This window comes from Phyllobacterium sp. GQ127 (genome assembly GCF_059758635.1).
Genome location: NZ_JCAXDZ010000004.1, coordinates 1 through 25,479, shown reverse-complemented (window position 1 = coordinate 25,479; position 25,479 = coordinate 1). Strand labels below are relative to the sequence as shown.

Below are 25,479 nucleotides of genomic sequence, written 5' to 3'. Positions count from 1 at the left end.
GCGCTCTTTTGCGTTTATTCAGCCGCTTCGGTCATGACCCGCGCCGGGTGGATGAGCGGCACCGGACTGCTGGCATAGACCTGCTCCGTATGCGGTTCATCCGGTTTGTTCGGACGCATGGACCAATGGAATATTCTGCCCATCCAATGGCTCACATCATCCATGATTGTGTAGAAGGATGGTACAAACACCAGCGACAGAACTGTTGAAACCAGCAGACCGCCAATCACCGCAATCGCCATCGGGGCCCGGAATTCACCGCCATCGCCAAAAGCCATTGCTGCGGGCAGCATGCCTGCCGACATGGCAATCGTCGTCATCACGATTGGCCGGATGCGTTTGCGCCCGGCATCAATAATTGCCTCATTGCGCGGTATCCCATGCTTCACTTCTTCTATGGCAAAATCGACAAGCATGATCGCATTCTTGGTGACAATGCCCATCAGCATCAAAATACCGATGACCACGGCCATGGAGACGGAATTATTGGTCAAAAGCAGAGCCACCGCGACACCTGCAATCGAAAGAGGCAGTGACATGAGGATGGTGAAGGCGTGGAACACACTGCCAAAGAGCAGGATCAGCACCACGAAGACCAGCATCAGGCCCATGATCATTGCATCGCGGAATCCGGTAAAGACTTCACCCATCACCTCGGCATCGCCGGTTTCCTGAATCCTGACGCCTTCCGGCATGGATTTGGTCTGCGGCAGGTTTTTGACAATGGAGAGGCCCTCGCCAATTTCCTTGCCCTTGGCCATGTTTGCGCCAACGACGACCCGGCGTTCGCGGTTGAAGCGCTCAATGGAGGAGGGACCCTGTCCAAAGCTGATCTGCGCAATTGATTCCAACGGAACGACTACACCGGCAGGTGTTGTTACGGTCAGGGTCTGGAGCACAGAAAGGTCACGGCGCGAATCCTCGGTCAATTGAACGCGGATCGGGACCTGCCTTCCATCAACCGTATATTTTGCCAGATTGGCATCAAGATCACCCAAGGTTGCAACACGCAAAGCCTCCGACAGCGCTGATGTCGACAGGCCCAGCTCCGCCAGCTTATCCATGCGCGGTGTCACGATGATCTCGGGGCGATCAAGCGCCGCCGTGGATGACACAGCCTGAAAGTCGCCGGTTGCAGTCATGGCGCTTTGCAATTGTCTTGCCTGCTGGGTTACTTTCTCACCATCATTGCCGATGACGCCAACAGCAAATTCGCGTTCGCCGCGATCATTGACGAAATTGGCGCGCAGATCGGAAACCTCGGACAATTTGTTGAAAATGTCGGTCTCCACCTGTTTCTGGGTGCGGTCCCTTTCGGATTTATGGCTGAGCTTAACGACCATCGTTGCGCGCCTTGTATCCAGCGAACCCGTTGGCGACGCACCGCCCGTCACATAGGTCTGCTTGACTTCTGGTATCTGGCGAACAAGTGATGCCGCCTCGTCACTAACGCGGCGTGTTTCCTCGATAGGTGCACCAGGAGGCAGTTCAAGGCTCACGACAACCCGGGCTTCATCCTGTGGCGGGACAAAGCCCGATGGCAGAAAGCCCATGGCCCAGATTGCAACAGCAAAAAGAGCCACGCCGCTGCCCAACGTCAGCCAGCGGAAACGCAAAGTGACGGTCAGGAAGCGGGTATAGGCCTTGATCCAGCCGGTTTCTTCCGAGCCGTGGTGCAGGCTTTTTCCGTCGCGCAACAGATAGGCGGTCATCATCGGCGTAATAAGCCGTGCAACAAGCAGCGAGAAAAAGACCGCGACCGCAACCGTCAGACCGAATTGCTTGAAATATTGACCGGCAATGCCGCTCATGAAGCTGACCGGTGCGAACACGGCAATGATTGTGGCCGAGATGGCGATAACAGCAAGCCCGATTTCGTCGGCAGCTTCCAGTGAAGCCCGATAGGGTGATTTGCCGGATCGCATATGCCGGACAATGTTTTCGATTTCGACGATAGCGTCATCAACCAGAATACCGGTCACCAGAGTAATACCAAGCAGACTGATCAGATTGAGCGAGAAGCCCAGCATGTCGATGGCCCAGAAAGTAGGGATCGCCGACAAGGGCAGGGCAACAGCCGCGATCAATGTCGCCCGCATATTGCGCAGGAACAGGAACACCACGATGATTGAAAGCACGGCACCTTCAATCAGCGAACTCATGGCGGATTCGTAATTGCCATAGGTATAATTGACCGAATTATCGATCATGCTGAAGCGTGTATCGGGGTATTTCTGCTGCAACTGATCGATGCGCGCTTGCACGGCCGCAAAGACTTCCGTATCGCTGGCTCCCTTTGCGCGGAACACACCCAGTGAAACAACCGTCTGATTATCGACACGCGCAAAGGATTTTGGCTCTTCAAAAGCGTCGCTGACAGTTCCGATTGCATCGAGCCGGACAGAGCGTCCACCGGCGAGCGGAATTTCCACCGCACGCAGATCTTCCAATGAACGGGAGCCGCCCAAGGTTCGGATCGTCTGTTGCGTATCGCCAAGATCACCGCGACCGCCGGTCAGATCGGCACTCATGGATTTCAGCGCGCGATTGACATCGGCAGCGGTAACCCCGAGTGCGGTCAATCGATCGGGGTCGAGCGAGACACGGATTTCGCGCTTCACCCCGCCATAGCGCTCCACCTTGCCAACGCCCTTGAGCCCCTGAATGTCGCGGATAATCGTGTCATCGACAAACCAGGAAAGCTGTTCCGCCGTCATTGCCGGAGCGGAAATGCCGTAGGTCAGGATTGCCGAACCTTCGACATCCACCGAATTGATCAGCGGTTCCTTGATGGTCGCTGGAAGATCATCGCGGATGCGCGATACGGCATCCTTGACGTCGTTCAGCGCTTTTTGTGTATCAACCTCCAGCCGGAACTCGACAAGCGTTGTCGAATTGCCTTCGGTCAGATTGCTGATGACATTCTTGACGCCGGTAATATTGGCGACAGAGTCCTCAACCCGCTTGGCAATCTGGGTTTCCAGCTCTGTCGGCGCAACGCCTGGATCGGTTATTGAAACCGATATCAGCGGCACGTCGATATTGGGGAAACGGGTGATGGGCAGTTTGGAAAAGGCCATCAGCCCCAGCACGGTCAAAACGACAAAGAGGAGAATTGCCGGAACCGGGTTGCGGATGGACCAGGCGCTGATGTTCCAGTTCATTTGACCGCTCCGGTCTGCTCGGCTGAGACACGAACCGGGGTAACGCGGTCGCCATCGGCGACGAATGTTCCGGCGCGGGCGACGATTTCTTCGCCCTCGGCAAGACCCTCAAGTACTTCGGCGGAATGGCCGTTGCGAATGCCGATCTTCACCTTGCGGCTTTCGACAACACCGTTCTTGACGACCTGAATGAGCGTCGCCGGCCCATTATAGACAATAGAGGAAAGCGGAACGCTAATGCCGCCACGACGGGCAAGTTCAATGACAGCGCGGGCAAAATTGCCCGGGCGGATTGAAGGGTTCTTCTCAAGCGACACTTTTACCGCGCCCAGACGCGAGCTTGCTGAAATCTCCGGAGAGATCAGGCGGATTTTGCCTGCGACCGGTTCTTCCATGCCCGAAACGCGGACAGAGACCGGCATGCCCGCCTTTAACAGCGGCAAATCGACTTCCGGAATATTGCCTGCGAGCTCAAAATCATTATCGCGGGCAATGCGGAACAATGGGCCTGCATTAGCGGAGACGATCGCGCCAAGAAGCGCGTCGCGGCTCAAAATAACGCCGCTTGCCGGTGCTCTTACATCGGCTTTCTCCAGACGCAGCATGACATCGCGTTTTTGGGCGGCGACAAGTTGCAACTGCGTTTGCGTTGCCACCAGCGCGTGACGAGCCGTGTTCAACTTGGCATTGGCGCTGTCATGGGCATTGGTTGCATTGTCAAATTCAGCTTTGGAGGTGAAGCCCTTGGCGCTCAAGGAGCGGGCACGCTCCAGCGCTTCCAATGCTTGCCGCACGGCAATCTGCGCATCGACAATTTGTGCTTCGGACTGTGCGATGGACGCGGCGGCCTGAGCCCCTTGCGCTTCGATTTGCGCAAGCTGGATTTCAAGCGAAGACTTGTCGAGCCTTGCCAGGATGTCGCCTTCCTTGACCACATCGCCCTGATCGGCATTGAGCTCGAGCACAAGCAGTCCGGCAACATCCGTGCCGACGGCAACCTCTTGCCGGGGAACAATGGTTCCCGTTACAGTCAGTGTCGCCACCATTTCCTGCTTTCCGGCAGCGACCACATTGATCGAGGGAGCCTTGGGTTCGCTTGCAACCGCTGGTGTGTCTTCCGCCGCGGCAATTCCGGGCAAGGACAAGGCGAAACCAATCGCCACAATGGAGGAGAAGAGAACTTTTCTGAGATTGCGGTGAGGGTGGCGGTTCATCTTGGAGCCTGGGGGTGAGAGCTATAGTTGCTTGTTCGTTGGTCGCAAAACGGCGGTTGCCAGCGCACGGAACACGGGTTCCAATGCTTCCAGCGGCACGCCTTGTGCGGGAAAATTGCGAAGGATAATGCCTTCGCCCATGGCTGCGAGCGTGGCGACGGCAAGCTCGAGTTCAACCACCGGGTCGATAAGGCCGGCCTCTTTTGCTGCGGTAAATGCAGCAATCAGCCTTTCACGCATCATGCCTTCATGCAGTTCGCAAATGGCAGCAACCGCATCATTGCGTGTCGCCTCGGCGCGTACTTCAATGAAAAGGCGCGCACTGGCATCGGCTGGGCCGTTATTGCTCATATCCATCGACATGTGGCGCACATGCTCTATGCCCACTTTGACAACGGCCTCAATAATGTCATTGCTACTGGACATGCGATCAAGGATCTCTGCGCTTTCACGCCGATGTTGCGCACAAATATGTTCAATGATCGCCTCTTTTGAGGAGAAATAACGATAAAGCGCGCCAGGGCTCATGCCAGCCTCGGAACAAATGTCATTCATGGAGGCTCCGCGAAAGCCGGAGCGGATGAAACAGGTGGTTGCAGCGGCAAGGATGCGCTCTTCCTGCGCCTCGCGATTGCGCGCCCGCTTGCCGAACAGCTTGGTGACAAAACAGCATGATCCTTCCGTATCATCACTTGATGCGGCGGGTGTCTGCCTTGGCATTGCTTGATCGGTCATCAGTCACCAAATAAAAAAGAGAGAACGTTCTCTCTCATTTATATCAGCTGCACAATATCGTCAATATGAGAATGATCATTCTTGTTTTACTGCTGACAAAAAAACCGTACTGCATGGGAATAAACCCGCGATAGGCTACGTATATCGGTCATGAGCAATGAGAAAACCCGCTTCGACGTGATTGGCCAGCTTGGATCGCTGCGCCGTTATGCGCGCTCGCTGGCTCGTAATGAGCAGGATGCCGAGGATCTCGTGCATGATGCGCTGGTGCGGGCCTATGAAAAGCAGGCGAGTTTTCGTCCGAACGGTAATTTGCGGACATGGCTGTTGTCCGTGTTGCACAACACGTTCATTGATGGTTTCCGCTCGCGCCAGGCTGATGCGCGCAGAATAGCCCAGACAGCAGAGACGGCGGAAACCGTCCAGCAGCCATCGCAGGAACATGCGGTGCGGCTGGAACAGATACGCCAGATGTTTGAAACCTTGCCCGAAGAGCAGCGAAGCGCGCTGCATCTGGTGGCTATTGAGGGGCTTTCCTATGAGGAAGCTGCCGGAATTCTGGACATACCTATCGGCACATTGATGTCGAGGGTCAGCCGGGCACGGGCTTTCATGCGCGCCAGCGAAGGCGAAGAGCCTTCTTCCCGCGCTGCCCAACTGCGAATTGTCGGAGGTCGTGATGATTAAGACAAGAGACCCTATCGTGCAGGCCGATTTTGATGCCTATGTGGACGATCAGCTGGATGGTGCACGCCGTATCGAGGTGGCTGGATATCTTTCCGAGCATCCCGAGGATGCTGCCCGCGTCATGGCAGATCTGCGGTGCCGTGATGAATTGCGTCTCGCGCTCTCAGCGCCCGCTTCGGTTTCCGGCCTTGCTTCTGCACAGGCTGCCGAGCGGCTTCAGCGCAGCCTTGGACGCAGGCAGATTTTCAATCGGCTGCAACGCGTTGCGGCGGTGGCATTGCTTGTTGGCCTCGGTTGGATGGCCCATGCCGGTTTTGGTCCGTTGATTGTCTCGGAGGTTGTCGCTTCACAGCCGGCTCCTGCCTATGTCCAGGATGCGGTGATGGCGCATCGCACGTCGCTGGTACGCGCTGCAATGACATCGCAGCCCGGCACCCGAAATTATGACCCGGCTGAAATACGTGCCGCCACGGCAATCATTATGCCAAAGCTTCCAACCGAATGGAAAGTGAAGGACGTGCAATTGTTCCCGTCCACATTCGGACCAAGCATTGAACTTGAGATCGGATCGTCTGTCACGGGTGCCTTGTCCCTTTTTGCGGTTCGCCCCGGTTCATTTGATGTCGTTAAACCACGCATTGTCGAGATTGAAGACATGAAAGCAGCCTATTTCCAGATCGGCGACGTCGCCTATGCGCTCGTTGCCGATGGTGGTTCCGATGAGCTGGGCAAAGCCGCTACTCAACTTGCCAACACACTTTACTGATCAACAACAGAAGGAACGTTCTGATGAATACACCACTTCGTTATGGCATCGACCGGGCAGGCGGCCAGTCAGCCGCTGCGTTCGACGAGGGCCTGCGCCAGCATATGCTGCGCATCTACAACTATATGGGCCTTGGCCTTGTTCTCACCGGTGTTGTCGCTTTCGTCGTCGCTTCAACGCCAGCACTTTATGTACCAATCTTCTCGACACCGCTTAAATGGGTGGTGATGCTGGCGCCGCTGGCTTTCGTGATGTTCTTCTCGTTCAAGATGCAGACAATGTCGGCAGCTTCCGCTCAAATGCTGTTCTGGGCGTTCTGCGCCGTCATGGGCCTGTCCATGGCTTCCATCTTCCTGGTCTTTACCGGCAACAGCATTGCGCGCACATTCTTCATTGCCGCAACAATGTTCGGTGCAACCAGTCTTTACGGTTACACCACCAAGCGTGACCTTTCGCAGTTCGGCTCGTTCCTGATCATGGGTCTGATCGGTGTTGTCGTTGCCAGCGTGGTAAACATCTTCCTTGGTTCGACAATGATCCAGTTTGTGGTGTCAGTTGCCGGCATTCTCGTCTTCGTCGGTTTGACCGCCTGGGATACACAGACGATCAAGGAACAGTATGGCGAGAATATTGATTCAGAGACACAGCAGAAAATGGCCGTATTCGGTGCGTTCTCGCTCTATCTCAACTTCATCAATATTTTTCAGCTTCTGCTGAACTTTACAGGCGAGCGCGAATAGCAACGCCTGAAGAGTTGACGAAAGGGCCGGAGAAATCCGGCCTTTTTTGTTGGTTATTATTCGCCGCGGGGGCCGAAAATGGCTGCGCTTGCCCAAGTCTGCTCAATACGATCAAGCGTTTTGAAAGTGATTTCGAGGTTACGAATATTGTCGGGGCTGTCGGCAACGATTTTATGGCAGTTGGCGGCGATGGCCGTCATGTCGGCGCAAAGCTCCTTGCCCTTTTCCGAAAGCTTGATTCGCGCTGCGCGGCGATCACGCTGCAGGGCGTTACGCTCAATATAACCGGACTCACCCAGCTGCTTGAGGTAGTAGGAAAGATTGGTGCCCGCATAGGGACCGCGTTCCATCAACTGCGTGACAGAAATTTCGTCATCGCCAATTGCCAGAAGCAGCATCAGATGAGCGTGGCCGATTTCTTCAACGCCGCGACGGGTCATTTCCGATTGCATAAAGGCTGCAAATCGTCTGTTCACCCGCTCCAGCGTGCGAGCAAGTTCAAAATGTGTGATGTTCGGTGCCGGAATATTGGCGGGCTTGCGGCCACCAAATGGCTTCGACACGTCATCCGGTGCCGCTTCGTTATCAATCATATGTTGCAGATAATTCGGTACCATCGAAGTCTCCGTAACGGTGCCCACCGCCAGTTTACGAGAAAACTTACCAGCGCTTAATGGTGCGCCGCACATCAAAGCAATTAACAAGACAATCAATCAGAAGCCATCGGTATATAAGCATAAAGTATTAGAGAAAAGCATTCATTTACGATCGTGCCGCTTTTTTTCACGATGGCTTCCCTTGGCGCAGATTGGGACAAAAAGTGCCAAGCAGCGCCATATTCCGTTATTATGCCGACATATATTAAATAATATGCACAATGCGTAAGCTTATATCTGATGATGGCTAAATATTAGGCGGTTATTCTTGCTGGCGCCTGCGAAGCAACAATTGACCCTGCAGGGCAAAGGTTTCACGCGTTCATTCGAGGCCTGTAAAAGTGCACAAGAAAACTGTAGCAGACGTGGCGACACGGATAGCCGGTTGGCAGAGGTATTACGGAAATCCTAATATTCTCGACGAAATGAACAAGGGCGTTGCCGATGTGCCCGCCGGCAACTCGGCTCGATAGCAATTGCTGACGTAAACGCCCTGTTCAGTTCAATCCTCTGGCCGAGTACCGGGGCCACATCTCCGCAGGGAAGAGGCTGCGGAGGATGACTCGCCGCAACAATTGTTGAAAACCGGCGAATCGCATGGCAAAAAACTATTAACTTTTCCTGTCTATATCAGGAACAATGTTACGAAAATTGTCTCTGAAAATGGCAGTAATCGCCGTCATTCTGGCTCTGGGCGGGTGCGCATCTGCGCCCAGCCGGATTAATAATGTCTGCGCTGTTTTTGAGCAACGCGATGGTTGGTTTGATAATTGGTATGTTGCTGCCAAACAGACCGAACGCGAATATGGCGTACCAGTGCCAATTCTCATGGCGACCATCCGCAAGGAATCCGGGTTTAGCCCCCGTGTAAAGCCGCCGCGTACCAAGCTGCTTGGCTTCATTCCGTGGAAGCGGCCATCCTCCGCCTATGGCTTTTCGCAAGCGCTGGATGGAACGTGGAAACAATATCAGCGCGAAACCGGGCGCTATGGCGCAAGCCGCAGCAAGTTTGCCGATGCGGTCCATTTCGTTGGCTGGTATCACTCCAAGAGCAACAAGACGAACGGCATCGAGTTGAATGATGCCTATCATCTCTATCTGGCCTATTATTTCGGTCACGGCGCTTTTTCACGCGGTGAGTGGAAAAGCAATGCCAGTATGCAGCAGGTCGCCCGCGCCACCACCAAGATGGCCGAGGATTACGCCGCGCAAATGCGAAACTGCAATCAATAACTCTGTTGGACTGTCATTGTCGGCGCGAATTCTGCTCGAATTTCAGTTTGCCGCAACAGTATCTTGCGTGGTTCGACGAGGCTCACCATGAGGAAAGTTGGCGATTGCAGGGAGTCAGGATTTGCAACGCTGGCAACTGTCATTGCAGCACTTTAACCTTCCTCATGGTGAGCCTCGTCGAACCCTGCATAACGCTGTTGCCACGCCCTTCAGGCGAGAGCCTCATCCATGGAATCAAGGATTGCTGTCCAGCCTTTGTTATGGCCATCGCGCGATTCTTCATTGCGGAATTTCACATGCCGCAGGGTAACATCCGTCTTGCCCTGACCCGCTTCTACAAAATCAATCGTGACCACGCTGTCATCGAGTGAGTGCGGAGAACCCCATGTGAAAGAGAGCCGCGAATGCGGATCGATTTCAAGATAAGTCCCATAATGCGGGATTTCCCGTTCGCTCGTCACCATGATGATCTCGAAGCGGCCGCCTTTGGTCGGGTCATTCTTCACCTTGGAGTCCGCGATGCAACCTGGCGGACGCATAAATTTTGCCATGGCGTTTGGACTGATCCAGGCATTGAAAACCTTCTCGCGTGGTGCGGCGATTGTGCGGTGGATCGTCAGTTCTAGCTCACTCATTTTCGTCATCCTCCAAAAGCATGTTCTCAAGCGCTGTCAGGCGCAATTCCCAAATCGACTTCAACTGACCGAACCAATCTTCGGTAAGTCTGAGCGGGGCAAGCTCGGCAGCGATAAAGTGTTCGCGGCCCGAAGTCTGCCGGGTGACAAGTCCTGCTTCCTCCAGCACCTTGATGTGTTTGGAAACGGAATTCAGGGACATGTCGAAATGGGCAGCAAGCGAGGTCACCCTCAACGCACCCTCCTGAACAAGGAGCGTCAAAATCTGTCGCCGTGTCGTATCGCCAGCGGCCTTCAGAATTCGTGACAGGGCATCGTCGTCCATTTCATTCATCCATATGGTTGAATATCGCATCTGCGCATATTAGTCAACCATATGGGTGAATATTATTTCCCGTGCAATCTGAATGTCCGGTTTCGCACAGAAAAACCGGAAACAATGTCCCGTTGATTCTGCTGCCTATGGGCGAGGGCTCTACATTTGCAGCAGGACGTTGAACCCGCCATAGATCATGCGCTTTCCGTCAAATGGCATTTGGTCCATCTGCTTTGATAGTCGCGGGTCGTCCATGACCAGCTTGTTTATCTTGTCGCGTTGCTCACGGGATTCGTAGGTGATCCACGAAAAAATCACGATCTCGTCGTCCTTTGCCTGTACGGAGCGGGGAAACGACGTCAGTTCGCCATAGGGCACATCATCGCCCGTGCATTCAACATAGCTTAGCGCGCCATGCTCCATCCAAACCTCGCCTCCCAGTTGGGCAAGCGCCCTAAAAGCGTCGATCTTGTCCTTCGGAACTGCAAGTATAAAGCCATCAACATAGGTCATTTTGATTTCCTCTCATGGTTCACTCCCAAAGGAACGTTTGAGGAAATCCAAATCCTACATCGCTGTTAAGTTTTTGCCGGCGAGGTTTGAGCAATATGTGCCCGAACGTGTCGTGGGTTGAGCAGAAATATCGGAATAACTGTGCCAACATGTTGGGCGGGCGATCGTTACGAGCTATATCATCTTTATTTGCCGCTTCATCCAACATGGGTTCGCTCAGGAATGACAAAACTGCTTGCCAGCGTACAGAATCTGCCTGAGGCGGAAATCGTCTTCGAAAATGGTGCGGACATTATTGATGTCGGCGGTCCGGCCATAGCCATGTCAGGCTCGGTCGAATCCGGGCCTTTGCCGGAAATCATCAATTTCGTGGCTGGCCGCAGGCCCGTTTGTACCGATGCCAGCCATTTGCCGATGCAGGCGGATGTGATGCGCCGCAAGGTTGGAGAGTTTGTCGCTGCGGGTGTGGAATATATACGGGTGGGCTTGCGTCCGGGCGAGAACCTGCTGGCAGTGATCGAGGCGATCAAGCCGTTCACCTCCAAAGTGAAGCTTGTCGCCGTCATGTTTGCTGAAGAACAGAGCCGATATCCCAAATCATTTTTAGATGACCTGGTTGCGGCCGGTTTTCACGCCGCCATGATTGACACGGAAAACACGCTTGACGAACGCTTGCTCAACCATTTGTCGCCTGACCAGATCGGTCAGTTCTTCAAGCTCGTTCAGTCGAAAGGCTTGCTGGCGGGTGCCGCCGGTTCGCTCGAAGCGCCCGATATTCCACGACTGCTTTCCTACAGGCCGGATATGCTTGGTTTTTGCGCCGCATTGCGCACTGACCTTTATTGGGCGGCGCCAATGGATGGTCCTGCGGCAGCAAAGATAAGAGGGCTGATTCCGAAAGGCGCAGTGCGGACCGTTGCACCATTGGCGGACGGCAGCGAACCTGGGTTGGGTACGGACAAGATTTTCGTGCGCGATTTTGTTTTGCCGGTCGAGATCGGTGCCTATAGTTTCGAGCATGGCAAGACCCAGAAGATGCGCTTCGATGTTACTGCCGAAGTTGTTCGCGTTGCCCGCAATGCAGAACAATTGCGTCATGTTGTTTCCTATGATCTCATCATGGACGGCATAAGAGCCATTATCGCCCGGGGCCATGTCGAGCTGTCTGAAACATTGGCCGAGCAGATTGCGGCTTTCATTCTGGAAAATCCGCGTGTGCTGAAAGTTGTGGTCAGGGCCGAGAAGCTGGAATTGGGGCCGGGCGGCGTCGGAGTTGAGATTGAGCGCCGCCGCGGTGAGACCGAAGGCTGGGGCGCTTTTCACTAGGTTTGTCTGGCCATGCGGTTTTTGGTGCGTGGTTCGTCCTTTGACACGCTCAGGAGCTCACCATGAGGGAGGTTGTTATTTGCGGAAACCTTCCTGCAATACTGCGATGAATTGCAATCAATCCACATTACTCATGGTGAGCTTTGTCGAACCACGCACTATTGGTTCCCGGGCATCAGCGATAAGGATTTCGTGCTCGGCGCAATGATCGAGAAGGTTGTGCAGTGGCAGCCCGGCAAAGAAGGGGGCCCGCTAGAGGGAACGCCGCAGGATGACCCGCGTTATGCCTACGTAAAATATGATGTCTGAAAGGCAAGATAGAAGACCTGTCATTCCACCAGCCGAGATTGAAATTAGCTGCGCGACAGAACACAAAATTCCCGGGTCGAAACTAAAGAAACGATCGTTCAATTAATTTCGACCGGATTTCCAGAAATCGGCAATATTTGGAGGCTAAAAACAGGCCTTATAAACACGCTGCGCTGAAAATCGCACAACCTCGCTGCACATTTGCGGAAAACTTCCCGAAGAATCGCCAAATTTTCCCGAAAAAATCCAACTTTTAAGTGCATTTTAGTTGTCTAAAGTTGTGCGAAGCGCATGTTTCGTTGCGATAAATGCCGTCCGTGACTGGCATTGCCGGAATTATTGCCTGTAAGATGTGAGCCCGAAACAACCTTGCCCGAACAAGAAAGTTGATGCGGTGACAGACCGAAAATCGCCCTTGGCGCCGTTCAAAAACGACACGTTCCGTAACATCTGGATTGCAAGTCTATCCTCGAATTTTGGATCTTTGATCCAGTCCGTTGGTGCAGCTTGGATGATGACGACCATTTCCAGTTCTGTGGGCATGGTGGCCTTGGTTCAGGCCTCGACCGCATTGCCTATCATGTTGTTTTCATTGGTGTCTGGCGCGCTCGCGGATAATTTCAATCGCCGCCGGGTGATGCTTGTGGCGCAAAGTTTTATGTTGGCTGTGTCCGTTTCTTTGTCGGCATTTGCCTATTTCGGGCTCATTACGCCTTGGTTGCTTCTCACCTTTACCTTCCTGCTGGGATGCGGGACGGCATTGAACAACCCGTCATGGCAAGCCTCTGTGGGCGACATGGTTCCGCGCGATGACCTTCCGGGCGCTGTGGCGCTCAACAGTATGGGCTTTAATATAACGCGCAGTGTCGGCCCAGCTATTGGTGGCGCTATTGTTGCTTTCGCGGGAGCCGCAGCTGCATTTGCAGTCAATACTCTCAGTTATTTGCCCTTGATACTTGCCTTGTTTCGCTGGCAGCCAAAATATGATGCTAATCCTTTGCCGAGAGAAACTCTCGGGCGAGCCATTTCTGCAGGTTTGCGTTATGTTGCGATGTCTCCGAACATTGCAAAAGTCATATTCCGCAGTTTTGTTTTTGGGCTTTCTGCCAGTGCTGTTCTCGCTTTGCTGCCATTGGTTGCACGCGATCTGGTGAAAGGTGGCCCGCTGGTTTACGGCATCCTGCTTGGCGCCTTTGGCATAGGGGCCATTGGCGGAGCGCTTTTAAGTGCCCGCCTGCGTGAGTTCATGTCAAGTGAAGCCATTGTAAAATCAGCGTTTATCGGGTTCGCGCTTAGTGCTGTCGTAACTGCTGTCAGCACCAATACCTGGCTGACCAGTGCTGCGCTTCTTGTATCCGGCGCGTGTTGGGTGCTGGCCCTGTCGCTGTTCAACGTCACCGTACAGCTATCGACACCACGCTGGGTTGTGGGCAGGGCGCTGTCGCTCTACCAAACGACAACTTTTGGTGGCATAGCCGGAGGAAGCTGGATATGGGGTCAGGCCGCTGCAGAACATGGTGCGGAAATGGCGTTGCTTGCATCGAGCGTGGTAATGCTTATAGGCGGCGCGATTGGTCTTCGTTATGCTTTGCCGGAATTCAAAACACTCAATCTAGATCCGCTCAATCATTTCAGTGAACCATTGCTGGCGCTTGATCTTAAACCGCGCAGCGGGCCCATTGTTATCATGATTGATTATGTCATCAAGGAAGAGGACGCGAACGAATTTCTTCAGGTAATGGCGGCGCGGCGGCGCATCCGAATTCGCGATGGTGCAGGCCATTGGGCCCTGATGCGCGATCTGGAGAACCCGGAGATTTGGACGGAAAGCTACCATACGCCGACCTGGGTGGAATATGTGCGCCATAATCAACGCCGCACAAAGGCCGATGCCATTGTCGGAACGCGGATCAGAGCCCTTCACAAGGGCGATACTGAGCCGCGTGTCCACCGCATGATCGAGCGGCAGACGACGCTGCCTCACGATATTGCCGCTCATAAAATGCCCATAGATATGTCTTGATTATCAAGGCTTTAAGTCTATTGCTGCTCGAAAGCTTCCATCCATATAAAATGGAACGGAAGCATGCACATGAGCGATTTTCCAGATGCCGCCCTGTTTGATTAGACCCAGCGTCTGCCGAAACCACAGGTCGGCCTTATCACCCGTGGTTTTCGTGCCGGTCATTCTGACCAGACAGCGCGCAAAAGCAACGTCGTCGCTTGCCGTAATATCCAACTCCCGCGACTCATTTCCGATAGGCCCGGTCCAGCTATCGAACCAGCTTTGAATGCCTTCGGCATCCTTGCCACGATACTGTAATGGTGGGGCAAGACTGAACTCGACAATGTCTTCCGTCAGATAAGAAAGCGTGCTCTGCGCATTCTTGTTGGAAATTGCATCCGACCAGTTCTTGAGGGTGTCCTCAATGGCGGTATTTTGATTAATACTTGTCACTTTTACTTCCTTCCAGTGTTAATTGCGGAGTGTGAAGCGAGTTTCAAAGTTTTGCGACGAGCGCCTCAAGTTGATCGGTGCATTGACCCCAACCTTCATGAAATCCCATCTTCTCATGTGCTTCGCGATCAGCCACGGACCAGTGACGGACAAGCGCCGTGTATTTCGTTTTGCCTTCCTGCTCCTCGAAAGTAAGAATCAGTGTCATGAAAGGTTTTTCTGATGGAACCCAAGCACTGGTGAAAGCATCAGTGACCACAATCCGCTCATTCTCAATGACTTCAAGATACACACCTCGATTAGGGAATTCATTCCCGTCCGGTCCGCGCATGGTGATGAAGTTGGATCCGCCAACGCGCACATCCAGTTCCGCATGCGGTGTTGTATAGGGCAGGGGCGCGAACCATTGTTTCAATAATTCCGCATTGGTCCAGGCTTTAAAAACCTTTTCCCTGGGGGCGTTGATGAGGCGTGTCAGAACCAGATCACGATCTGTATTTGCCATTGTATCCATTGCAGCTCTCCTTGTTTCGATGGTCTGAACTAAGGACGAACGGCATGCGTGAAATCCGACATTTACCGCGAAAAAAATTGCCGTTTATTTTTTTGAGAGACTATCAAGGTGGGTGCGGATATGGGCTGCTTCAGCGGCAGTATTGGCAAGAGCGATTGCGCGGTTGAATGCTTCGCGCGCTTCTCCATTCCGGCCGATTTTCATCAGCAATCCGCCCTTGACCCCGAAATAGTGAAAATAACCTGAGAGCCGCTCTTCCAATGGTTCGATGAGCGTCAGTGCCGCTGCGGGCCCGCGCACTTTAGCGACGGCAACTGCGCGGTTAAGCGTGATCACAGGTGAGGGCATCATGCGCTCCAGCGCGCGATAAAGCACGTCAATTTCGTTCCAATCAGTCTCTTCTGCGGTGGGCGCGCGCGCATGCAGCGCTGCTATTGCCGACTGAATTTGGTAGGGACCAGGCTGCCTGTGCCGCATCGCTTTATCGATCAGGGCCAGGCCCTCATTGATTATTTCACGGTTCCAGAGTTTGCGGTCCTGTTCCTCCAAAAGAATGACTTCGCCATTTGCATCGAAACGTGCAGCCGATCGCGCATTCTGTAATAACAATAATGCCGCCAGGCCCATTATTTCGGGTTCGGTCGGATACATGCGCAATAGAAGCCTGACCAGACGGATTGCTTCGTCGCACAGCGGAATTCGGGCTTTTTGTTCGCTGGCGGCAGCGGAATATCCTTCGTTGAAAATCAGATAGATCATTGCCGCGACCGCCGCTAGCCGCTCAGCACGTTCGATGGGATCGGGCGTTTCAAACGGAATTTCGCCTGCGCCAATCCGGCTTTTTGCACGTGTTATGCGCTGTTCCATGGCGCTTTCGCCGACCAGAAAGGCTTTGGCAATTTGTTTTACCGAAAGGCCCGAAACGATTCTCAACGCCAATGGAATTTGTTGCGTTGCCGGAAGGTCAGGATGGCAGCAGATGAACAAAAGACGAAGGATATCATCACGATAATCCGCTCCGTCGATGTTCTCTGCAATCGTCGTTTCATTATCCTCCAGATCAGACAGCACTTCTTCAGGCGGCAATGGCTGCTGCTTTGCCTGACGGCGAACCACGTCAATTGCGCTGTTGCGCCCGACGAAAATCAGCCAGGCCGTTGGATCGCGTGGCGGACCGTTCTTGGTCCAGTTTTTCAGCGCTTTGACGCAGGCCTCCTGAAACGCTTCTTCCGCTACATCAAGATTGCGAAAGTAACGCAGCAGCGCGCCTACAGCCTGCGGGCGGGCCGCTATAAGTGCCGCATCGATCCAACGTGCATCTGTCATGGTTTGGTTTGTCCGGGTCTGAATATTGAAATAGGCCGAATTTCGTAGGATCCCGTTCCGGGATTAGCGATCGAAAGTTCCTTGGCAATATCAAGTGCTTCGTCCAAAGAGGCGCAATCGACGACATAGAAGCCGAGGAACTGTTCCTTGGTTTCGGCAAAGGGACCATCAATAATGACGGGATCATTGCCGCTCTTGCGTAAGGTTGTTGCAGCTGTCGTCGGCAGCAGCCGTGCTACCGGACCGAGCTTTCCTTCCTTGGTCAGTCGTTCCTGAACAATTGCGAGCCGCGCCATGACAGCATCGTCCTCGTCTTTGGACCAGGCGCCAACGATGTCTTCGGAATTGTAGCAAAGAATGGCGTAGAGCATTTTATTTCCTCTTCTTCATAGGATGACGAACCAGTATGACTTATGCCGACAACGGGTCAAAAAATTTATTGCGATTCGTATCTGAAAGGTATCATCGTGCGAAAAACAGGTTGGTCACCGGAACAATATCTGAAGTTCGAGGACGAGCGCACGCGCCCAGCCAACGATCTTTTATCGGCGGTGCCGACGGCGGAAGTAGAATTTGCAGTAGATCTCGGCTGCGGCCCGGGAAATTCTACAGAACTCTTGCTCAAACGCTATATCTCAGCAGAGATTCTGGGAATAGACTCATCTGCACAGATGATTGCGCAGGCTCGTGAAAGAGTGCCGAATTGCAGGTTTGAACAGGGGAATCTCGATACTTGGCGTCCGGAAAAGAAAGCTGACCTCCTTTACGCCAATGCTTCAATGCAATGGCTGTCTGGGCACGACACATTGTTTCCGCAACTCACGCAGTTTCTCAATATTAATGGTTCCTTGGCAGTGCAGATGCCGGACAATCTGGAGCAGCCGACCCATATTGCCATGCGGGAGGTTGCAGCCGACAAACGTTGGGCCGAAAAGCTTTCCGGAGCCAATGCAGCCAGAAGCAGTTTAGGCGATGCTTCATTTTACTATGATTTACTTAAACCTCACGCTCGGCGTGTGGATATCTGGCGCACCATCTACCATCATCCGCTAAAAGGGCTCGAGGGTATTGTTCAGTGGTTTCTGGGCTCCGCGTTAAGGCCGTATCTTGCTGCGTTGAGCGAAGAACAGAAGCCGCAATTTATTGAAAAATATCAGGAATTACTCGCTCAATCATATAAGCCAATGGACAATGGCATTGTGCTCTTGCCATTTCCGCGTCTGTTCATCATAGCAACAATCTGAATATTGGCATTTAGCTTAGGGGACCATCATGTTCGAAAAGCTTTTCAAGCTTAGCGACCACCAGACATCCGTAAGGACGGAGGTTTTGGCGGGCCTGACAACATTCCTGACCATGTCGTACATTATATTTGTCAATCCAGACATCTTGTCTTCGACTGGTATGGACCGCAATGCTGTCTTTGTTGCGACATGTCTCGCAGCGGCGCTGGGTTCGGCCATCATGGCCCTTGTCGCCAATTGGCCAATCGGCATGGCCCCCGGCATGGGATTGAACGCGTTCTTTGCCTTTACAGTGGTTGCGGCACTTGGTTTTACCTGGCAGCAAGCGCTCGGCGCAGTCTTCATTTCAGGCTGTATATTCCTGTTGCTTACGGTAACAGGCATCCGAAGCTGGCTTGTTTCAGGCATCCCAAAATCCATTCGCAGCGCTATCGCCGCCGGTATTGGTCTCTTCCTTGCGCTGATCGCATTGAAGACGTCGGGCATTGTCGTGGACAATCCCGCGACGCTGGTTGGGCTTGGAAATCTTGGCGATACCGGCGTTCTGCTTGCTATATTGGGTTTCTTTGTCATTGCAGCTCTCGATGCACTCAAGATTCGCGGCGCGATTCTCATTGGAATACTTGTTGTGACTGTGCTGTCGATGGTTCTTGGTGTCAGCGAGTTCAAAGGCGTCTTTTCAATGCCTCCAAGCTTGGCCCCAACATTCTTTCAGCTCGATATAGCGGGAGCGTTGCATACCGGTTTTCTGCAAGTCATTTTGGTGTTTGTACTGGTTGAGGTATTTGATGCCACCGGCACCCTCATCGGTGTCAGCAAACGTGCGGGCCTTATCGAGGAAGGTAAGCCCAATCGCTTGGGCCGTGCGCTTTTTGCCGACAGCACCGCCATTGTAGCCGGGTCGGTTCTAGGAACCAGCAGCACCACGGCCTATGTTGAAAGTGCATCGGGAGTGCAGGCAGGCGGACGCACTGGTTTGACGGCTCTGGTTGTTGCGCTGTTGTTTCTTGCAGCTTTGTTCATAGCGCCATTGGCTGCGTCGGTTCCCAGCTATGCGACCGCGCCTGCATTGCTTTATGTCGCGGGTCTGATGATGCATGAACTGGTGGAAATCGAATGGGATAACATTACGGAGGCCACGCCAGCTGCATTGACTGCATTGGTAATGCCGTTCACTTATTCAATTGCAAACGGTCTTGCCTTCGGGTTCATCAGCTATGTAATTTTGAAGGCGGTAACCGGAAAATTCAGAGATATTCATTTGGCAACATTGCTTGTGGCGGCTTTATTCGTGATCCGGTTTGCATTTTTTCCGCATTAATTGACCGGAGAACAGCGCGAATGTGCTCTATTCGCGCTGTTCTCGCTCCATAGGAGGAGGGGACCTGCGGAATAGCAATATTGCCGATTGTGAATGATATTATAATATTATAAATAGGTATCAGGGAGAGAGGGAGGCAGAGGCTGCACGGTTCAGAAACCGTTGCGTGGCATGTTTTGCAATCTCCTGTGTAAAGTCACCCCATGAATTTACAGGCAAGCACTTGGCAGGCAGGGAACTCACCGATTACGACTTTCGCACGACGGGCCAGTCGCGAACGCATCATGGTCATGTTATGCGTGATCTTGGTCTGAAGATCATCAGCGGCGCCTATCCTGAAAAAAGCATACTTCCAGGAGATACCGAACTTCTGCAACGTTTTGGAGTATCGCGAACCGTTTTGCGCGAAGCGCTGAAAACGCTGGCGGCGAAAGGTCTGATCCAACCGAAAGCCAAGATCGGCACAAGGGTCTTGGAACGATCGCATTGGAACCTGTTCGATCCTGATATATTGGTTTGGCATTTCGAAGCCGGCGCAACAGCCGATTTTCTGGCGAGTATTGTCGAGATGCGTCTGGCATTGGAGCCTGAGGCGGCGGGTCTTGCAGCATTGCGACGTACGGACAAACAATTGGAAACATTGTTTCGCTGGGTCGAGCGGATGGGAGAGGCAAAAGAGTCCGCAACGGACTTTGTCTACAGCGATTTGCAGTTCCATATTGCCGTTGCAGAGGCTTCCGGGAATCCCTTCATGCGCTCTATCAGTGCACTGATAGAGGTAGCTCTGGTGACGACATTTACCATCAGCTCGCCGATTCCTAATTCAGAAAGTCATATCCGTTCAGTAGCCCGCCATGCAGCAATTGCTGCGGCAATTCGTGACGGAGATGTGGAGGCTGCCAAGGCTGCGATGCGCGTTGTCATTGCCGAAGGCGCCGAGCGTGTCCTGGTCGCAGGGCGCGCATCGTCATAGAACTCGCACTATAACCAGCCGGTATTATCACATGTCGAGGCTGTTCTTCCGTCAATACCGATAACGGAAGAACACGCTTTGGTCATATAGAAGATACTTAAAGTGCTGTGATCTTCACTTTGGAAGGCTTTTCCACCTTGAGCGGGTTGCGCAAGGGAAGGCCGAAAGCTGGTGCCTCGATTTCGAATACGTCGCCATTCTCGGGCTTTATACCATCCGCAAATGACAATGTTGCTGTTCCGAACATGTGAATATGAATGTCACCTGGCTGGCGGAAAACCGAATATTTGAAGTGATGATATTCCAGATTTTCAATCGTATGGGACATGTTATCTTCGCCGGAAAGAAATGGCTTTTCCCATATGGTCTTGTTTTTTCGCGTAATGCGGGATGTGCCGCGAATATCTGCTGGCAAATCGCCAAGGATCAATTCTGGGCCGACTGAGCAGGGGCGAAGCTTGGAATGAGCAAGATAAAGATAGTTTACGCGCTCCATGACATGATCGGAGAATTCGTTGGCCAGCGCGAAGCCCAGCCGGAAAGGTGATCCATCCGGGCCTATCACGTAAATGCCAGCGATTTCCGGTTCTTCCCCTGCATCATCGGCAAAAGCTGGAGAAAGCAGGGCTTGGCCTGGGCCAGTCAGCATTGATCCGTTGCCTTTGTAGAACCATTCCGGTTGAACTCCGGTCTTTCCCTTTTTGGGTTTGCCGTCTTCAAGACCCATACGGAACATTTTCATAGAATCGGTGAGTGTTTCTTCTTTGGCATCGCCAATCTTGCGGTGCATGGCATCGCGAGTTGCAGCAGATCCAAGATGTGTCAGCCCGGTTCCTGTCAGATGGATATGAGCTGGATCATGGGTATCGATGGGCGGCAGCAGTCTGCCTTCACTATAGGCAGCAGCGATATCGACGGTCTTTCCAAGTCCGCGAATTTCAATAATTGCAGCAATACCAGTTCCAGCTTCGATTGCCGCATGGGCCAGTTCCAATACAGAACGGGTCCGTTTTACCAGACGAAACTCTTCGCCGATACGTGCAGCAACCTGACGCTTGCCCTTGGTATTGAGTAGTTGAACCAGATTCACAATTTCCTCCCGATGTTCATTTGCAAATATTTATATAAGGGGATCGACGGATATGTCTTCCAAAAAATATTATAATAAGATTATATGGCATTAAGCCAGCTTTGGGTAGCCTGATGCGCAACTGAAAATGTTTGTGCAGCGGAATTTCACAATCGTGAAAGAAGGCCTATTCCAAAAGTCATACTTTTCAGATAAATGTGCAGACGGGCCCTGCCTTGGGAGGACTGGTTCAATCTTGGCAAAGCTGGCTGCGGTCAACAAAAGCGCGTAATTTGATTGGAAATTGGGAGGATAGACGTGAAAATACTTAATTTGGTTGCTGCGGGACTGATCGCGCTGGGCGCGATGAGCACGCAAACTTTTGCACAAGACAAAGGCACCGTTGGCATTTCCATGCCTACTAAAGCCTCCGCCCGCTGGATTGCTGACGGCGATAACATGGTCAAGGCGTTGAAAGAACGTGGCTATGGTACCGATCTGCAATATGCGGAAGATGACATTCCCAACCAGCTGGCCCAGATCGAGAACATGGTCACCAAGGGCGTCAAGGTTCTTGTGATTGGTGCCATCGACGGCACCACGCTTTCCAATGTGTTGCAGCAGGCACATGATGCCGGCATCAAGGTTATCGCCTATGATCGCCTCATCCGTGATTCCGGTAATGTTGACTATTATACAACATTCGACAACTTCCAGGTTGGCGTTCTACAGGCGAGTTCGCTGGTCAAGGCGCTTGGACTTCCTGATGCGAAGGGCCCGTTCAACATCGAGCTATTCGGCGGCTCACCAGACGACAATAACGCCTTTTTCTTCTATGATGGCGCAATGTCGGTGCTTCAGCCTTTGATCGATAGCGGCAAACTTGTTGTTCAGTCCGGCCAGACAGGCATGGATAAGGTCGGAACACTGCGCTGGGACGGAGCTGTTGCTCAAGCCCGCATGGATAATCTCCTTTCAGCCTACTACACAGACAAGAAGGTGGACGCAGTGCTGTCGCCATATGATGGTCTGTCCATTGGCATCCTCTCGTCGCTACGTGGCGTAGGCTATGGCACGAAAGATCAGCCATTCCCGTTCGTTTCCGGACAGGATGCTGAAGTGCCTTCCGTCAAATCCATTATCGCAGGCGAGCAGTATTCAACGGTCTACAAGGATACACGCGAACTGGCCAAGGTTACGGCCAACCTTATCGACAAGGTGCTGAAAGGCGAAGAGCCGGAAATCAACGACACAAAGACCTATAATAATGGTGTGAAAGTTGTTCCAGCCTATCTTCTCAAGCCTGTTGAAGTCGACAAGACCAACTGGAAAGAGATTCTGATTGGTGGTGGCTACTACACCGAAGATCAGCTGAAATAAGCTGACAGATCGCATGAACCCTGCATCTTGCGATGCAGGGTTCTTTTCCTATTGCAGTGACGTCGATGAGGATCTCGATGGATACAATCCTCGAAATGCGCAATATCACCAAGACCTTTCCTGGTGTCAAAGCGCTGAATAATGTCAATCTTAATGTTCGCAAAGGTGAAATTCACGCTCTGGTGGGCGAGAACGGAGCCGGAAAGTCAACCCTGATGAAGGTGCTAAGCGGAGTTTATCCGCATGGCAGTTATGAGGGAGAAATTTTCTACAAGGGCGAGGAGCAACGCTTCCGCGATATTAGCGACAGTGAGAAAAAAGGCATTATTATTATACATCAGGAGCTGGCTTTGGTGCCGCTGCTGTCAATTGCTGAAAACATTTTTCTCGGTAATGAACCTGCAAAGTTTGGCATTATTGATTGGCACGTAGCGGAAACCCGCACGCGCGAATTGCTTGCCAAGGTTGGTTTAAAAGAAGACCCGCTGACGCTCGTGACCAATCTGGGTGTGGGCAAGCAGCAATTGGTGGAAATTGCCAAAGCCTTATCCAAGGAAGTTGAACTTCTCATTCTTGACGAGCCCACAGCCAGTCTTAATGAAAAGGATAGCGATGCCTTGCTTGAATTGCTGCTGGAATTCAAGGCGCAGGGTATCTCGTCGATCCTGATCTCCCACAAGCTCAATGAAGTCGGTAAAGTCGCGGATCGCATTACAGTCTTGCGCGATGGTGCAACCATCGAGACGCTGGATAAGCAGGATATTTCCGAAGACAAGATCGTAACTTTGATGGTCGGTCGCCAATTGGCAGACCGCTATCCGCAGCGTGTGCCAAATATTGGCGAAGTTGTCTTCGAGGTGAAGGACTGGGTGGTCCACCATCATCTCCATAGCGACCGCACCGTGGTCAACGGGATCGGCATGAATGTCCGCAAGGGCGAAGTCGTTGGCATCGCAGGGCTGATGGGGGCCGGACGAACTGAATTCGCCATGAGTGTCTTTGGCAAGGCCTATGGCAGCAAGATCAGCGGCGAAGTTTTCATCAAGGGCAAGAAGGCCGATGTTTCAACCATTGGACGGGCCATCGATAATGGCATTGCCTATGTCACGGAGGACCGCAAGACCTATGGCCTCAATCTGATTGATCACATCAAGCACAATACCACGATCGTTAATCTGGAAGGTGTTTCCAGTAATGGCGTTCTAGATGATATGACCGAATTGAAGGTTGCGAATGAATATCGCACCAAAACCAATATCCGTTCATCCAGCATCTATCAGAAAACCGGAAATCTTTCCGGCGGCAATCAGCAGAAGGTCGTTCTGTCGAAGTGGCTTTTTGCCAATCCGGACTTATTGATTCTGGATGAGCCAACGCGTGGCATTGATGTCGGTGCCAAATATGAAATCTATTCGATCATCAATCAGCTTGTGGCTACGGGTAAAAGCGTTTTGGTGATCTCGTCGGAAATGCCGGAACTTCTCGGCATATGCGACCGGATTTACGTTATGAATCAGGGCAAGCTCGTTGGCGAAATGGCTGCCAGCGAAGCCAGCCAAGAAAAGATCATGCGCGCCATTATCCGCGCTGAAGGGAAATAATCATGAGTATTGAAACTGCACCGGCAAAAATTCAGACCAACGGTTCGGCGACAAAAGGCAATTTGCGTGAATACGGGCTGGTTGCGGCGCTGATTCTGATCATGCTGTTCTTTCAGTTCACCACCAATGGCACGCTGTTCCGCCCGGTGAACCTCACCAATCTCGTTTTGCAGAACAGTTACATTATTATCATGGCTCTCGGCATGCTTCTGGTCATTGTTGCCGGACATATCGATCTGTCTGTCGGTTCCGTGTCGGGCTTTGTGGGCGGATTGGCTGCTGTCATGATGGTGAAATGGCAAATTCACTATGTGCCGGCAACGATACTCTGCCTCATAATGGGTGGTGTAATCGGCGCGGCACAGGGCTATTGGGTCGCCTACCACAAAATACCATCCTTTATTGTCACGCTGGCTGGCATGCTGGTTTTCAAAGGGCTGGCCCTTTGGTTGCTCGGTGGACAATCGGTTGGCCCGTTCCCGCCTCAGTTCCAGCTTTTGAGCTCTGGTTTCATTCCTGACTTCTTTGGCGTCGTTGGCTTCAACGTAACTTCCATGCTGATCGGTATCGTTCTGGTTGCCTTAATGATCTATTCAAGTGTCCGTGGCCGGGCAAAGCGCGAGAAGCATGGCTATCACGGTGAGCCCTTTGCGCTCTTTGTAGCCAAGAACCTTATCATCGGCGGTATTATTCTATTCCTTGTTTACCTGCTGTCTTCTTATAAGGGGCTGCCCAACGTTCTCGTCGTCATGTCACTGCTGATTGCGCTTTTCGTCTTCGTGACCAAACGCATGACAATTGGCCGACGTATTTACGCCATGGGCGGTAATGAAAAAGCGGCAAAGCTCTCTGGCATAAAGACCGAGCGGCTAACCTTCTTCACCTTCGTCAACATGGGTGTATTGGCCGCGCTTGCTGGATTGATTTTCGCTGCGCGATTGAACACGGCAACGCCGAAAGCCGGTCTTGGCTTTGAGCTCGACGTCATTGCGGCTGTGTTTATTGGCGGCGCATCGGCAATGGGGGGCGTCGGTCAGGTGATGGGCGCAGTTATTGGCGCCTTCATCATGGGCGTCATGAATAATGGCATGTCGATTATGGGCGTTAATATTGATTGGCAACAGGTGATCAAAGGGCTGGTGCTTCTGGCTGCAGTGGTCTTTGACGTTTACAATAAGAACAAGGCTTGAGCCGTTCAACTGACGGCTCGTTCTCTCGTCATTCAAAAACCGGGGCTGGCCATGATGGCAGCCTCGGTTTTTTTGTGAAGAAATCGTAAATCGGCGAAGGAAAAATCTA

General features: G+C 52.6%; 26 protein-coding genes. 14 read left to right on the top strand and 12 right to left on the bottom strand.

Annotated elements, in window-relative coordinates; all coding sequences use genetic code 11:
- Positions 1 to 14 precede the first annotated feature (14 nt).
- The 3 genes from AC6CHM_RS15745 to AC6CHM_RS15735 are packed head-to-tail and all read right to left on the bottom strand — an operon-like array spanning position 15 to position 5,113.
- Positions 15 to 3,164, bottom strand: coding sequence for an efflux RND transporter permease subunit (locus AC6CHM_RS15745; RefSeq protein WP_337353453.1), 3,150 nt, complete (start codon positions 3,162 to 3,164; stop codon positions 15 to 17).
- Positions 3,161 to 4,378, bottom strand: a complete 1,218-nt coding sequence (locus tag AC6CHM_RS15740) for an efflux RND transporter periplasmic adaptor subunit (protein ID WP_115055083.1) — start codon at positions 4,376 to 4,378, stop codon at positions 3,161 to 3,163. Before AC6CHM_RS15740 ends, AC6CHM_RS15745 begins: the two co-directional genes overlap by 4 nt.
- A 21-nt stretch (positions 4,379 to 4,399) precedes the next feature.
- The gene (locus AC6CHM_RS15735) at positions 4,400 to 5,113 is read right to left on the bottom strand and encodes a TetR/AcrR family transcriptional regulator (RefSeq protein WP_115055084.1); all 714 of its coding nucleotides are present in this window, start codon (positions 5,111 to 5,113) and stop codon (positions 4,400 to 4,402) included.
- Positions 5,114 to 5,263: 150 nt separating this feature from the next.
- Between AC6CHM_RS15735 and AC6CHM_RS15730 the strand changes: the two genes are divergently transcribed.
- Genes AC6CHM_RS15730 through AC6CHM_RS15720 form a run of 3 tightly spaced genes read left to right on the top strand, consistent with a single transcriptional unit; the run spans position 5,264 to position 7,306 of the window.
- A complete protein-coding gene (locus AC6CHM_RS15730; protein ID WP_498173698.1) occupies positions 5,264 to 5,800 on the top strand; it encodes a sigma-70 family RNA polymerase sigma factor in 537 nt (178 codons plus the stop codon).
- On the top strand, positions 5,793 to 6,566 hold the full coding sequence (locus AC6CHM_RS15725; RefSeq protein WP_498173697.1) for an anti-sigma factor family protein: 774 nt from the start codon (positions 5,793 to 5,795) through the stop codon (positions 6,564 to 6,566). The genes AC6CHM_RS15730 and AC6CHM_RS15725 overlap by 8 nt, the downstream gene beginning before the upstream one ends.
- Before the next feature lie 23 nt (positions 6,567 to 6,589).
- Complete coding sequence (locus AC6CHM_RS15720; RefSeq protein ID WP_115055087.1) at positions 6,590 to 7,306, top strand: Bax inhibitor-1 family protein; 717 nt, start codon at positions 6,590 to 6,592, stop codon at positions 7,304 to 7,306.
- Between the two features lie 56 nt (positions 7,307 to 7,362).
- Here AC6CHM_RS15720 and AC6CHM_RS15715 read toward each other — a convergent pair whose 3' ends face one another.
- On the bottom strand, positions 7,363 to 7,923 hold the full coding sequence (locus AC6CHM_RS15715; RefSeq protein ID WP_115055088.1) for a MarR family transcriptional regulator: 561 nt from the start codon (positions 7,921 to 7,923) through the stop codon (positions 7,363 to 7,365).
- Between the two features lie 380 nt (positions 7,924 to 8,303).
- On the opposite strand from AC6CHM_RS15715, the gene AC6CHM_RS15710 reads away from it, so the two are divergent.
- Together AC6CHM_RS15710 and AC6CHM_RS15705 are read left to right on the top strand one after the other, a co-directional pair.
- Positions 8,304 to 8,435, top strand: a complete 132-nt coding sequence (locus tag AC6CHM_RS15710; RefSeq protein WP_498173696.1) for a hypothetical protein — start codon at positions 8,304 to 8,306, stop codon at positions 8,433 to 8,435.
- Between the two features lie 166 nt (positions 8,436 to 8,601).
- Positions 8,602 to 9,195: a transglycosylase SLT domain-containing protein gene (locus AC6CHM_RS15705; protein ID WP_440809795.1), complete on the top strand. Its 594-nt coding sequence runs from the start codon at positions 8,602 to 8,604 to the stop codon at positions 9,193 to 9,195.
- 209 nt (positions 9,196 to 9,404) lie between these two features.
- On the opposite strand, the gene AC6CHM_RS15700 is transcribed toward AC6CHM_RS15705, so the two are convergent.
- The 3 genes from AC6CHM_RS15700 to AC6CHM_RS15690 form a co-directional block, all read right to left on the bottom strand.
- Entirely contained in the window at positions 9,405 to 9,830 is a 426-nt protein-coding gene (locus tag AC6CHM_RS15700; protein WP_498173695.1) for an SRPBCC family protein, read from the bottom strand.
- A complete protein-coding gene (locus tag AC6CHM_RS15695) occupies positions 9,823 to 10,155 on the bottom strand; it encodes an ArsR/SmtB family transcription factor (RefSeq protein ID WP_115055129.1) in 333 nt (110 codons plus the stop codon). The genes AC6CHM_RS15700 and AC6CHM_RS15695 overlap by 8 nt, the downstream gene beginning before the upstream one ends.
- A gap of 150 nt (positions 10,156 to 10,305) precedes the next feature.
- Positions 10,306 to 10,659, bottom strand: a complete 354-nt coding sequence (locus AC6CHM_RS15690) for a DUF1428 domain-containing protein (protein WP_498173694.1) — start codon at positions 10,657 to 10,659, stop codon at positions 10,306 to 10,308.
- A gap of 222 nt (positions 10,660 to 10,881) precedes the next feature.
- Here AC6CHM_RS15690 and AC6CHM_RS15685 point away from each other — a divergent pair, with 222 nt between their 5' ends.
- The 3 genes from AC6CHM_RS15685 (at position 10,882) to AC6CHM_RS15675 (ending at position 14,317) form a co-directional block, all read left to right on the top strand.
- Positions 10,882 to 11,985, top strand: a complete 1,104-nt coding sequence (locus tag AC6CHM_RS15685) for a (5-formylfuran-3-yl)methyl phosphate synthase (protein WP_498173693.1) — start codon at positions 10,882 to 10,884, stop codon at positions 11,983 to 11,985.
- A gap of 72 nt (positions 11,986 to 12,057) precedes the next feature.
- Positions 12,058 to 12,294, top strand: coding sequence for a hypothetical protein (locus tag AC6CHM_RS15680; protein ID WP_498173692.1), 237 nt, complete (start codon positions 12,058 to 12,060; stop codon positions 12,292 to 12,294).
- 394 nt (positions 12,295 to 12,688) lie between these two features.
- The gene (locus tag AC6CHM_RS15675) at positions 12,689 to 14,317 is read left to right on the top strand and encodes an MFS transporter (RefSeq protein WP_498173691.1); all 1,629 of its coding nucleotides are present in this window, start codon (positions 12,689 to 12,691) and stop codon (positions 14,315 to 14,317) included.
- A gap of 3 nt (positions 14,318 to 14,320) precedes the next feature.
- Here the strand turns inward: AC6CHM_RS15675 and AC6CHM_RS15670 are convergent, their stop codons facing one another.
- From AC6CHM_RS15670 to AC6CHM_RS15655, 4 genes are all read right to left on the bottom strand, one after another.
- Positions 14,321 to 14,743 (bottom strand): nuclear transport factor 2 family protein, encoded by a 423-nt coding sequence (locus AC6CHM_RS15670; protein WP_498173893.1) that lies wholly within the window; start codon positions 14,741 to 14,743, stop codon positions 14,321 to 14,323.
- 52 nt (positions 14,744 to 14,795) lie between these two features.
- Positions 14,796 to 15,266 carry an SRPBCC family protein gene (locus AC6CHM_RS15665; protein WP_354346269.1) on the bottom strand — a complete coding sequence of 157 codons (471 nt, stop codon included), beginning with the start codon at positions 15,264 to 15,266 and terminating at the stop codon, positions 14,796 to 14,798.
- 84 nt (positions 15,267 to 15,350) lie between these two features.
- Positions 15,351 to 16,592 (bottom strand): RNA polymerase sigma factor, encoded by a 1,242-nt coding sequence (locus tag AC6CHM_RS15660; protein ID WP_498173690.1) that lies wholly within the window; start codon positions 16,590 to 16,592, stop codon positions 15,351 to 15,353.
- Positions 16,589 to 16,963 carry a YciI family protein gene (locus AC6CHM_RS15655; RefSeq protein ID WP_307277582.1) on the bottom strand — a complete coding sequence of 125 codons (375 nt, stop codon included), beginning with the start codon at positions 16,961 to 16,963 and terminating at the stop codon, positions 16,589 to 16,591. Before AC6CHM_RS15655 ends, AC6CHM_RS15660 begins: the two co-directional genes overlap by 4 nt.
- 42 nt (positions 16,964 to 17,005) lie before the next feature.
- Between AC6CHM_RS15655 and tam the strand changes: the two genes are divergently transcribed.
- From tam to AC6CHM_RS15640, 3 genes are all read left to right on the top strand, one after another.
- Positions 17,006 to 17,836, top strand: a complete 831-nt coding sequence (tam, locus tag AC6CHM_RS15650) for a trans-aconitate 2-methyltransferase (RefSeq protein WP_498173689.1) — start codon at positions 17,006 to 17,008, stop codon at positions 17,834 to 17,836.
- 28 nt (positions 17,837 to 17,864) lie between these two features.
- Positions 17,865 to 19,157 (top strand): NCS2 family permease, encoded by a 1,293-nt coding sequence (locus AC6CHM_RS15645; RefSeq protein WP_498173688.1) that lies wholly within the window; start codon positions 17,865 to 17,867, stop codon positions 19,155 to 19,157.
- Between the two features lie 223 nt (positions 19,158 to 19,380).
- Entirely contained in the window at positions 19,381 to 20,130 is a 750-nt protein-coding gene (locus tag AC6CHM_RS15640; RefSeq protein WP_336441522.1) for a FadR/GntR family transcriptional regulator, read from the top strand.
- 97 nt (positions 20,131 to 20,227) lie between these two features.
- Here the strand turns inward: AC6CHM_RS15640 and araD1 are convergent, their stop codons facing one another.
- Positions 20,228 to 21,220 (bottom strand): AraD1 family protein, encoded by a 993-nt coding sequence (gene araD1 / locus AC6CHM_RS15635; RefSeq protein ID WP_115055099.1) that lies wholly within the window; start codon positions 21,218 to 21,220, stop codon positions 20,228 to 20,230.
- A gap of 345 nt (positions 21,221 to 21,565) precedes the next feature.
- Here araD1 and chvE point away from each other — a divergent pair, with 345 nt between their 5' ends.
- The 3 genes from chvE (at position 21,566) to mmsB (ending at position 25,370) form a co-directional block, all read left to right on the top strand.
- The gene (gene chvE / locus AC6CHM_RS15630; protein ID WP_115055132.1) at positions 21,566 to 22,579 is read left to right on the top strand and encodes a multiple monosaccharide ABC transporter substrate-binding protein; all 1,014 of its coding nucleotides are present in this window, start codon (positions 21,566 to 21,568) and stop codon (positions 22,577 to 22,579) included.
- A 77-nt stretch (positions 22,580 to 22,656) separates the two neighbouring features.
- The gene (gene mmsA, locus AC6CHM_RS15625) at positions 22,657 to 24,180 is read left to right on the top strand and encodes a multiple monosaccharide ABC transporter ATP-binding protein (RefSeq protein ID WP_498173687.1); all 1,524 of its coding nucleotides are present in this window, start codon (positions 22,657 to 22,659) and stop codon (positions 24,178 to 24,180) included.
- A 2-nt stretch (positions 24,181 to 24,182) separates the two neighbouring features.
- Entirely contained in the window at positions 24,183 to 25,370 is a 1,188-nt protein-coding gene (gene mmsB, locus AC6CHM_RS15620) for a multiple monosaccharide ABC transporter permease (protein WP_498173686.1), read from the top strand.
- The last annotated feature ends 109 nt before the right edge of the window (positions 25,371 to 25,479 follow it).

What these genes read in the sequence shown, in the direction of transcription:
- AC6CHM_RS15690 (WP_498173694.1), bottom strand. Translation starts at nt 10,659, where the DNA reads ATGACCTATGTTGATGGCTTTATACTTGCAGTTCCGAAGGACAAGATC.
- AC6CHM_RS15725 (WP_498173697.1), top strand. Translation starts at nt 5,793, where the DNA reads ATGATTAAGACAAGAGACCCTATCGTGCAGGCCGATTTTGATGCCTAT.
- AC6CHM_RS15665 (WP_354346269.1), bottom strand. Translation starts at nt 15,266, where the DNA reads ATGGATACAATGGCAAATACAGATCGTGATCTGGTTCTGACACGCCTC.
- AC6CHM_RS15730 (WP_498173698.1), top strand. Translation starts at nt 5,264, where the DNA reads ATGAGCAATGAGAAAACCCGCTTCGACGTGATTGGCCAGCTTGGATCG.
- AC6CHM_RS15745 (WP_337353453.1), bottom strand. Translation starts at nt 3,164, where the DNA reads ATGAACTGGAACATCAGCGCCTGGTCCATCCGCAACCCGGTTCCGGCA.
- AC6CHM_RS15660 (WP_498173690.1), bottom strand. Translation starts at nt 16,592, where the DNA reads ATGACAGATGCACGTTGGATCGATGCGGCACTTATAGCGGCCCGCCCG.
- AC6CHM_RS15695 (WP_115055129.1), bottom strand. Translation starts at nt 10,155, where the DNA reads ATGGACGACGATGCCCTGTCACGAATTCTGAAGGCCGCTGGCGATACG.
- AC6CHM_RS15705 (WP_440809795.1), top strand. Translation starts at nt 8,602, where the DNA reads ATGTTACGAAAATTGTCTCTGAAAATGGCAGTAATCGCCGTCATTCTG.
- AC6CHM_RS15715 (WP_115055088.1), bottom strand. Translation starts at nt 7,923, where the DNA reads ATGGTACCGAATTATCTGCAACATATGATTGATAACGAAGCGGCACCG.
- AC6CHM_RS15740 (WP_115055083.1), bottom strand. Translation starts at nt 4,378, where the DNA reads ATGAACCGCCACCCTCACCGCAATCTCAGAAAAGTTCTCTTCTCCTCC.
- AC6CHM_RS15685 (WP_498173693.1), top strand. Translation starts at nt 10,882, where the DNA reads ATGACAAAACTGCTTGCCAGCGTACAGAATCTGCCTGAGGCGGAAATC.
- AC6CHM_RS15645 (WP_498173688.1), top strand. Translation starts at nt 17,865, where the DNA reads ATGTTCGAAAAGCTTTTCAAGCTTAGCGACCACCAGACATCCGTAAGG.
- AC6CHM_RS15700 (WP_498173695.1), bottom strand. Translation starts at nt 9,830, where the DNA reads ATGAGTGAGCTAGAACTGACGATCCACCGCACAATCGCCGCACCACGC.
- tam (WP_498173689.1), top strand. Translation starts at nt 17,006, where the DNA reads ATGCCGACAACGGGTCAAAAAATTTATTGCGATTCGTATCTGAAAGGT.
- mmsA (WP_498173687.1), top strand. Translation starts at nt 22,657, where the DNA reads ATGGATACAATCCTCGAAATGCGCAATATCACCAAGACCTTTCCTGGT.
- AC6CHM_RS15655 (WP_307277582.1), bottom strand. Translation starts at nt 16,963, where the DNA reads ATGCTCTACGCCATTCTTTGCTACAATTCCGAAGACATCGTTGGCGCC.
- AC6CHM_RS15720 (WP_115055087.1), top strand. Translation starts at nt 6,590, where the DNA reads ATGAATACACCACTTCGTTATGGCATCGACCGGGCAGGCGGCCAGTCA.
- AC6CHM_RS15735 (WP_115055084.1), bottom strand. Translation starts at nt 5,113, where the DNA reads ATGACCGATCAAGCAATGCCAAGGCAGACACCCGCCGCATCAAGTGAT.
- mmsB (WP_498173686.1), top strand. Translation starts at nt 24,183, where the DNA reads ATGAGTATTGAAACTGCACCGGCAAAAATTCAGACCAACGGTTCGGCG.
- chvE (WP_115055132.1), top strand. Translation starts at nt 21,566, where the DNA reads ATGAGCACGCAAACTTTTGCACAAGACAAAGGCACCGTTGGCATTTCC.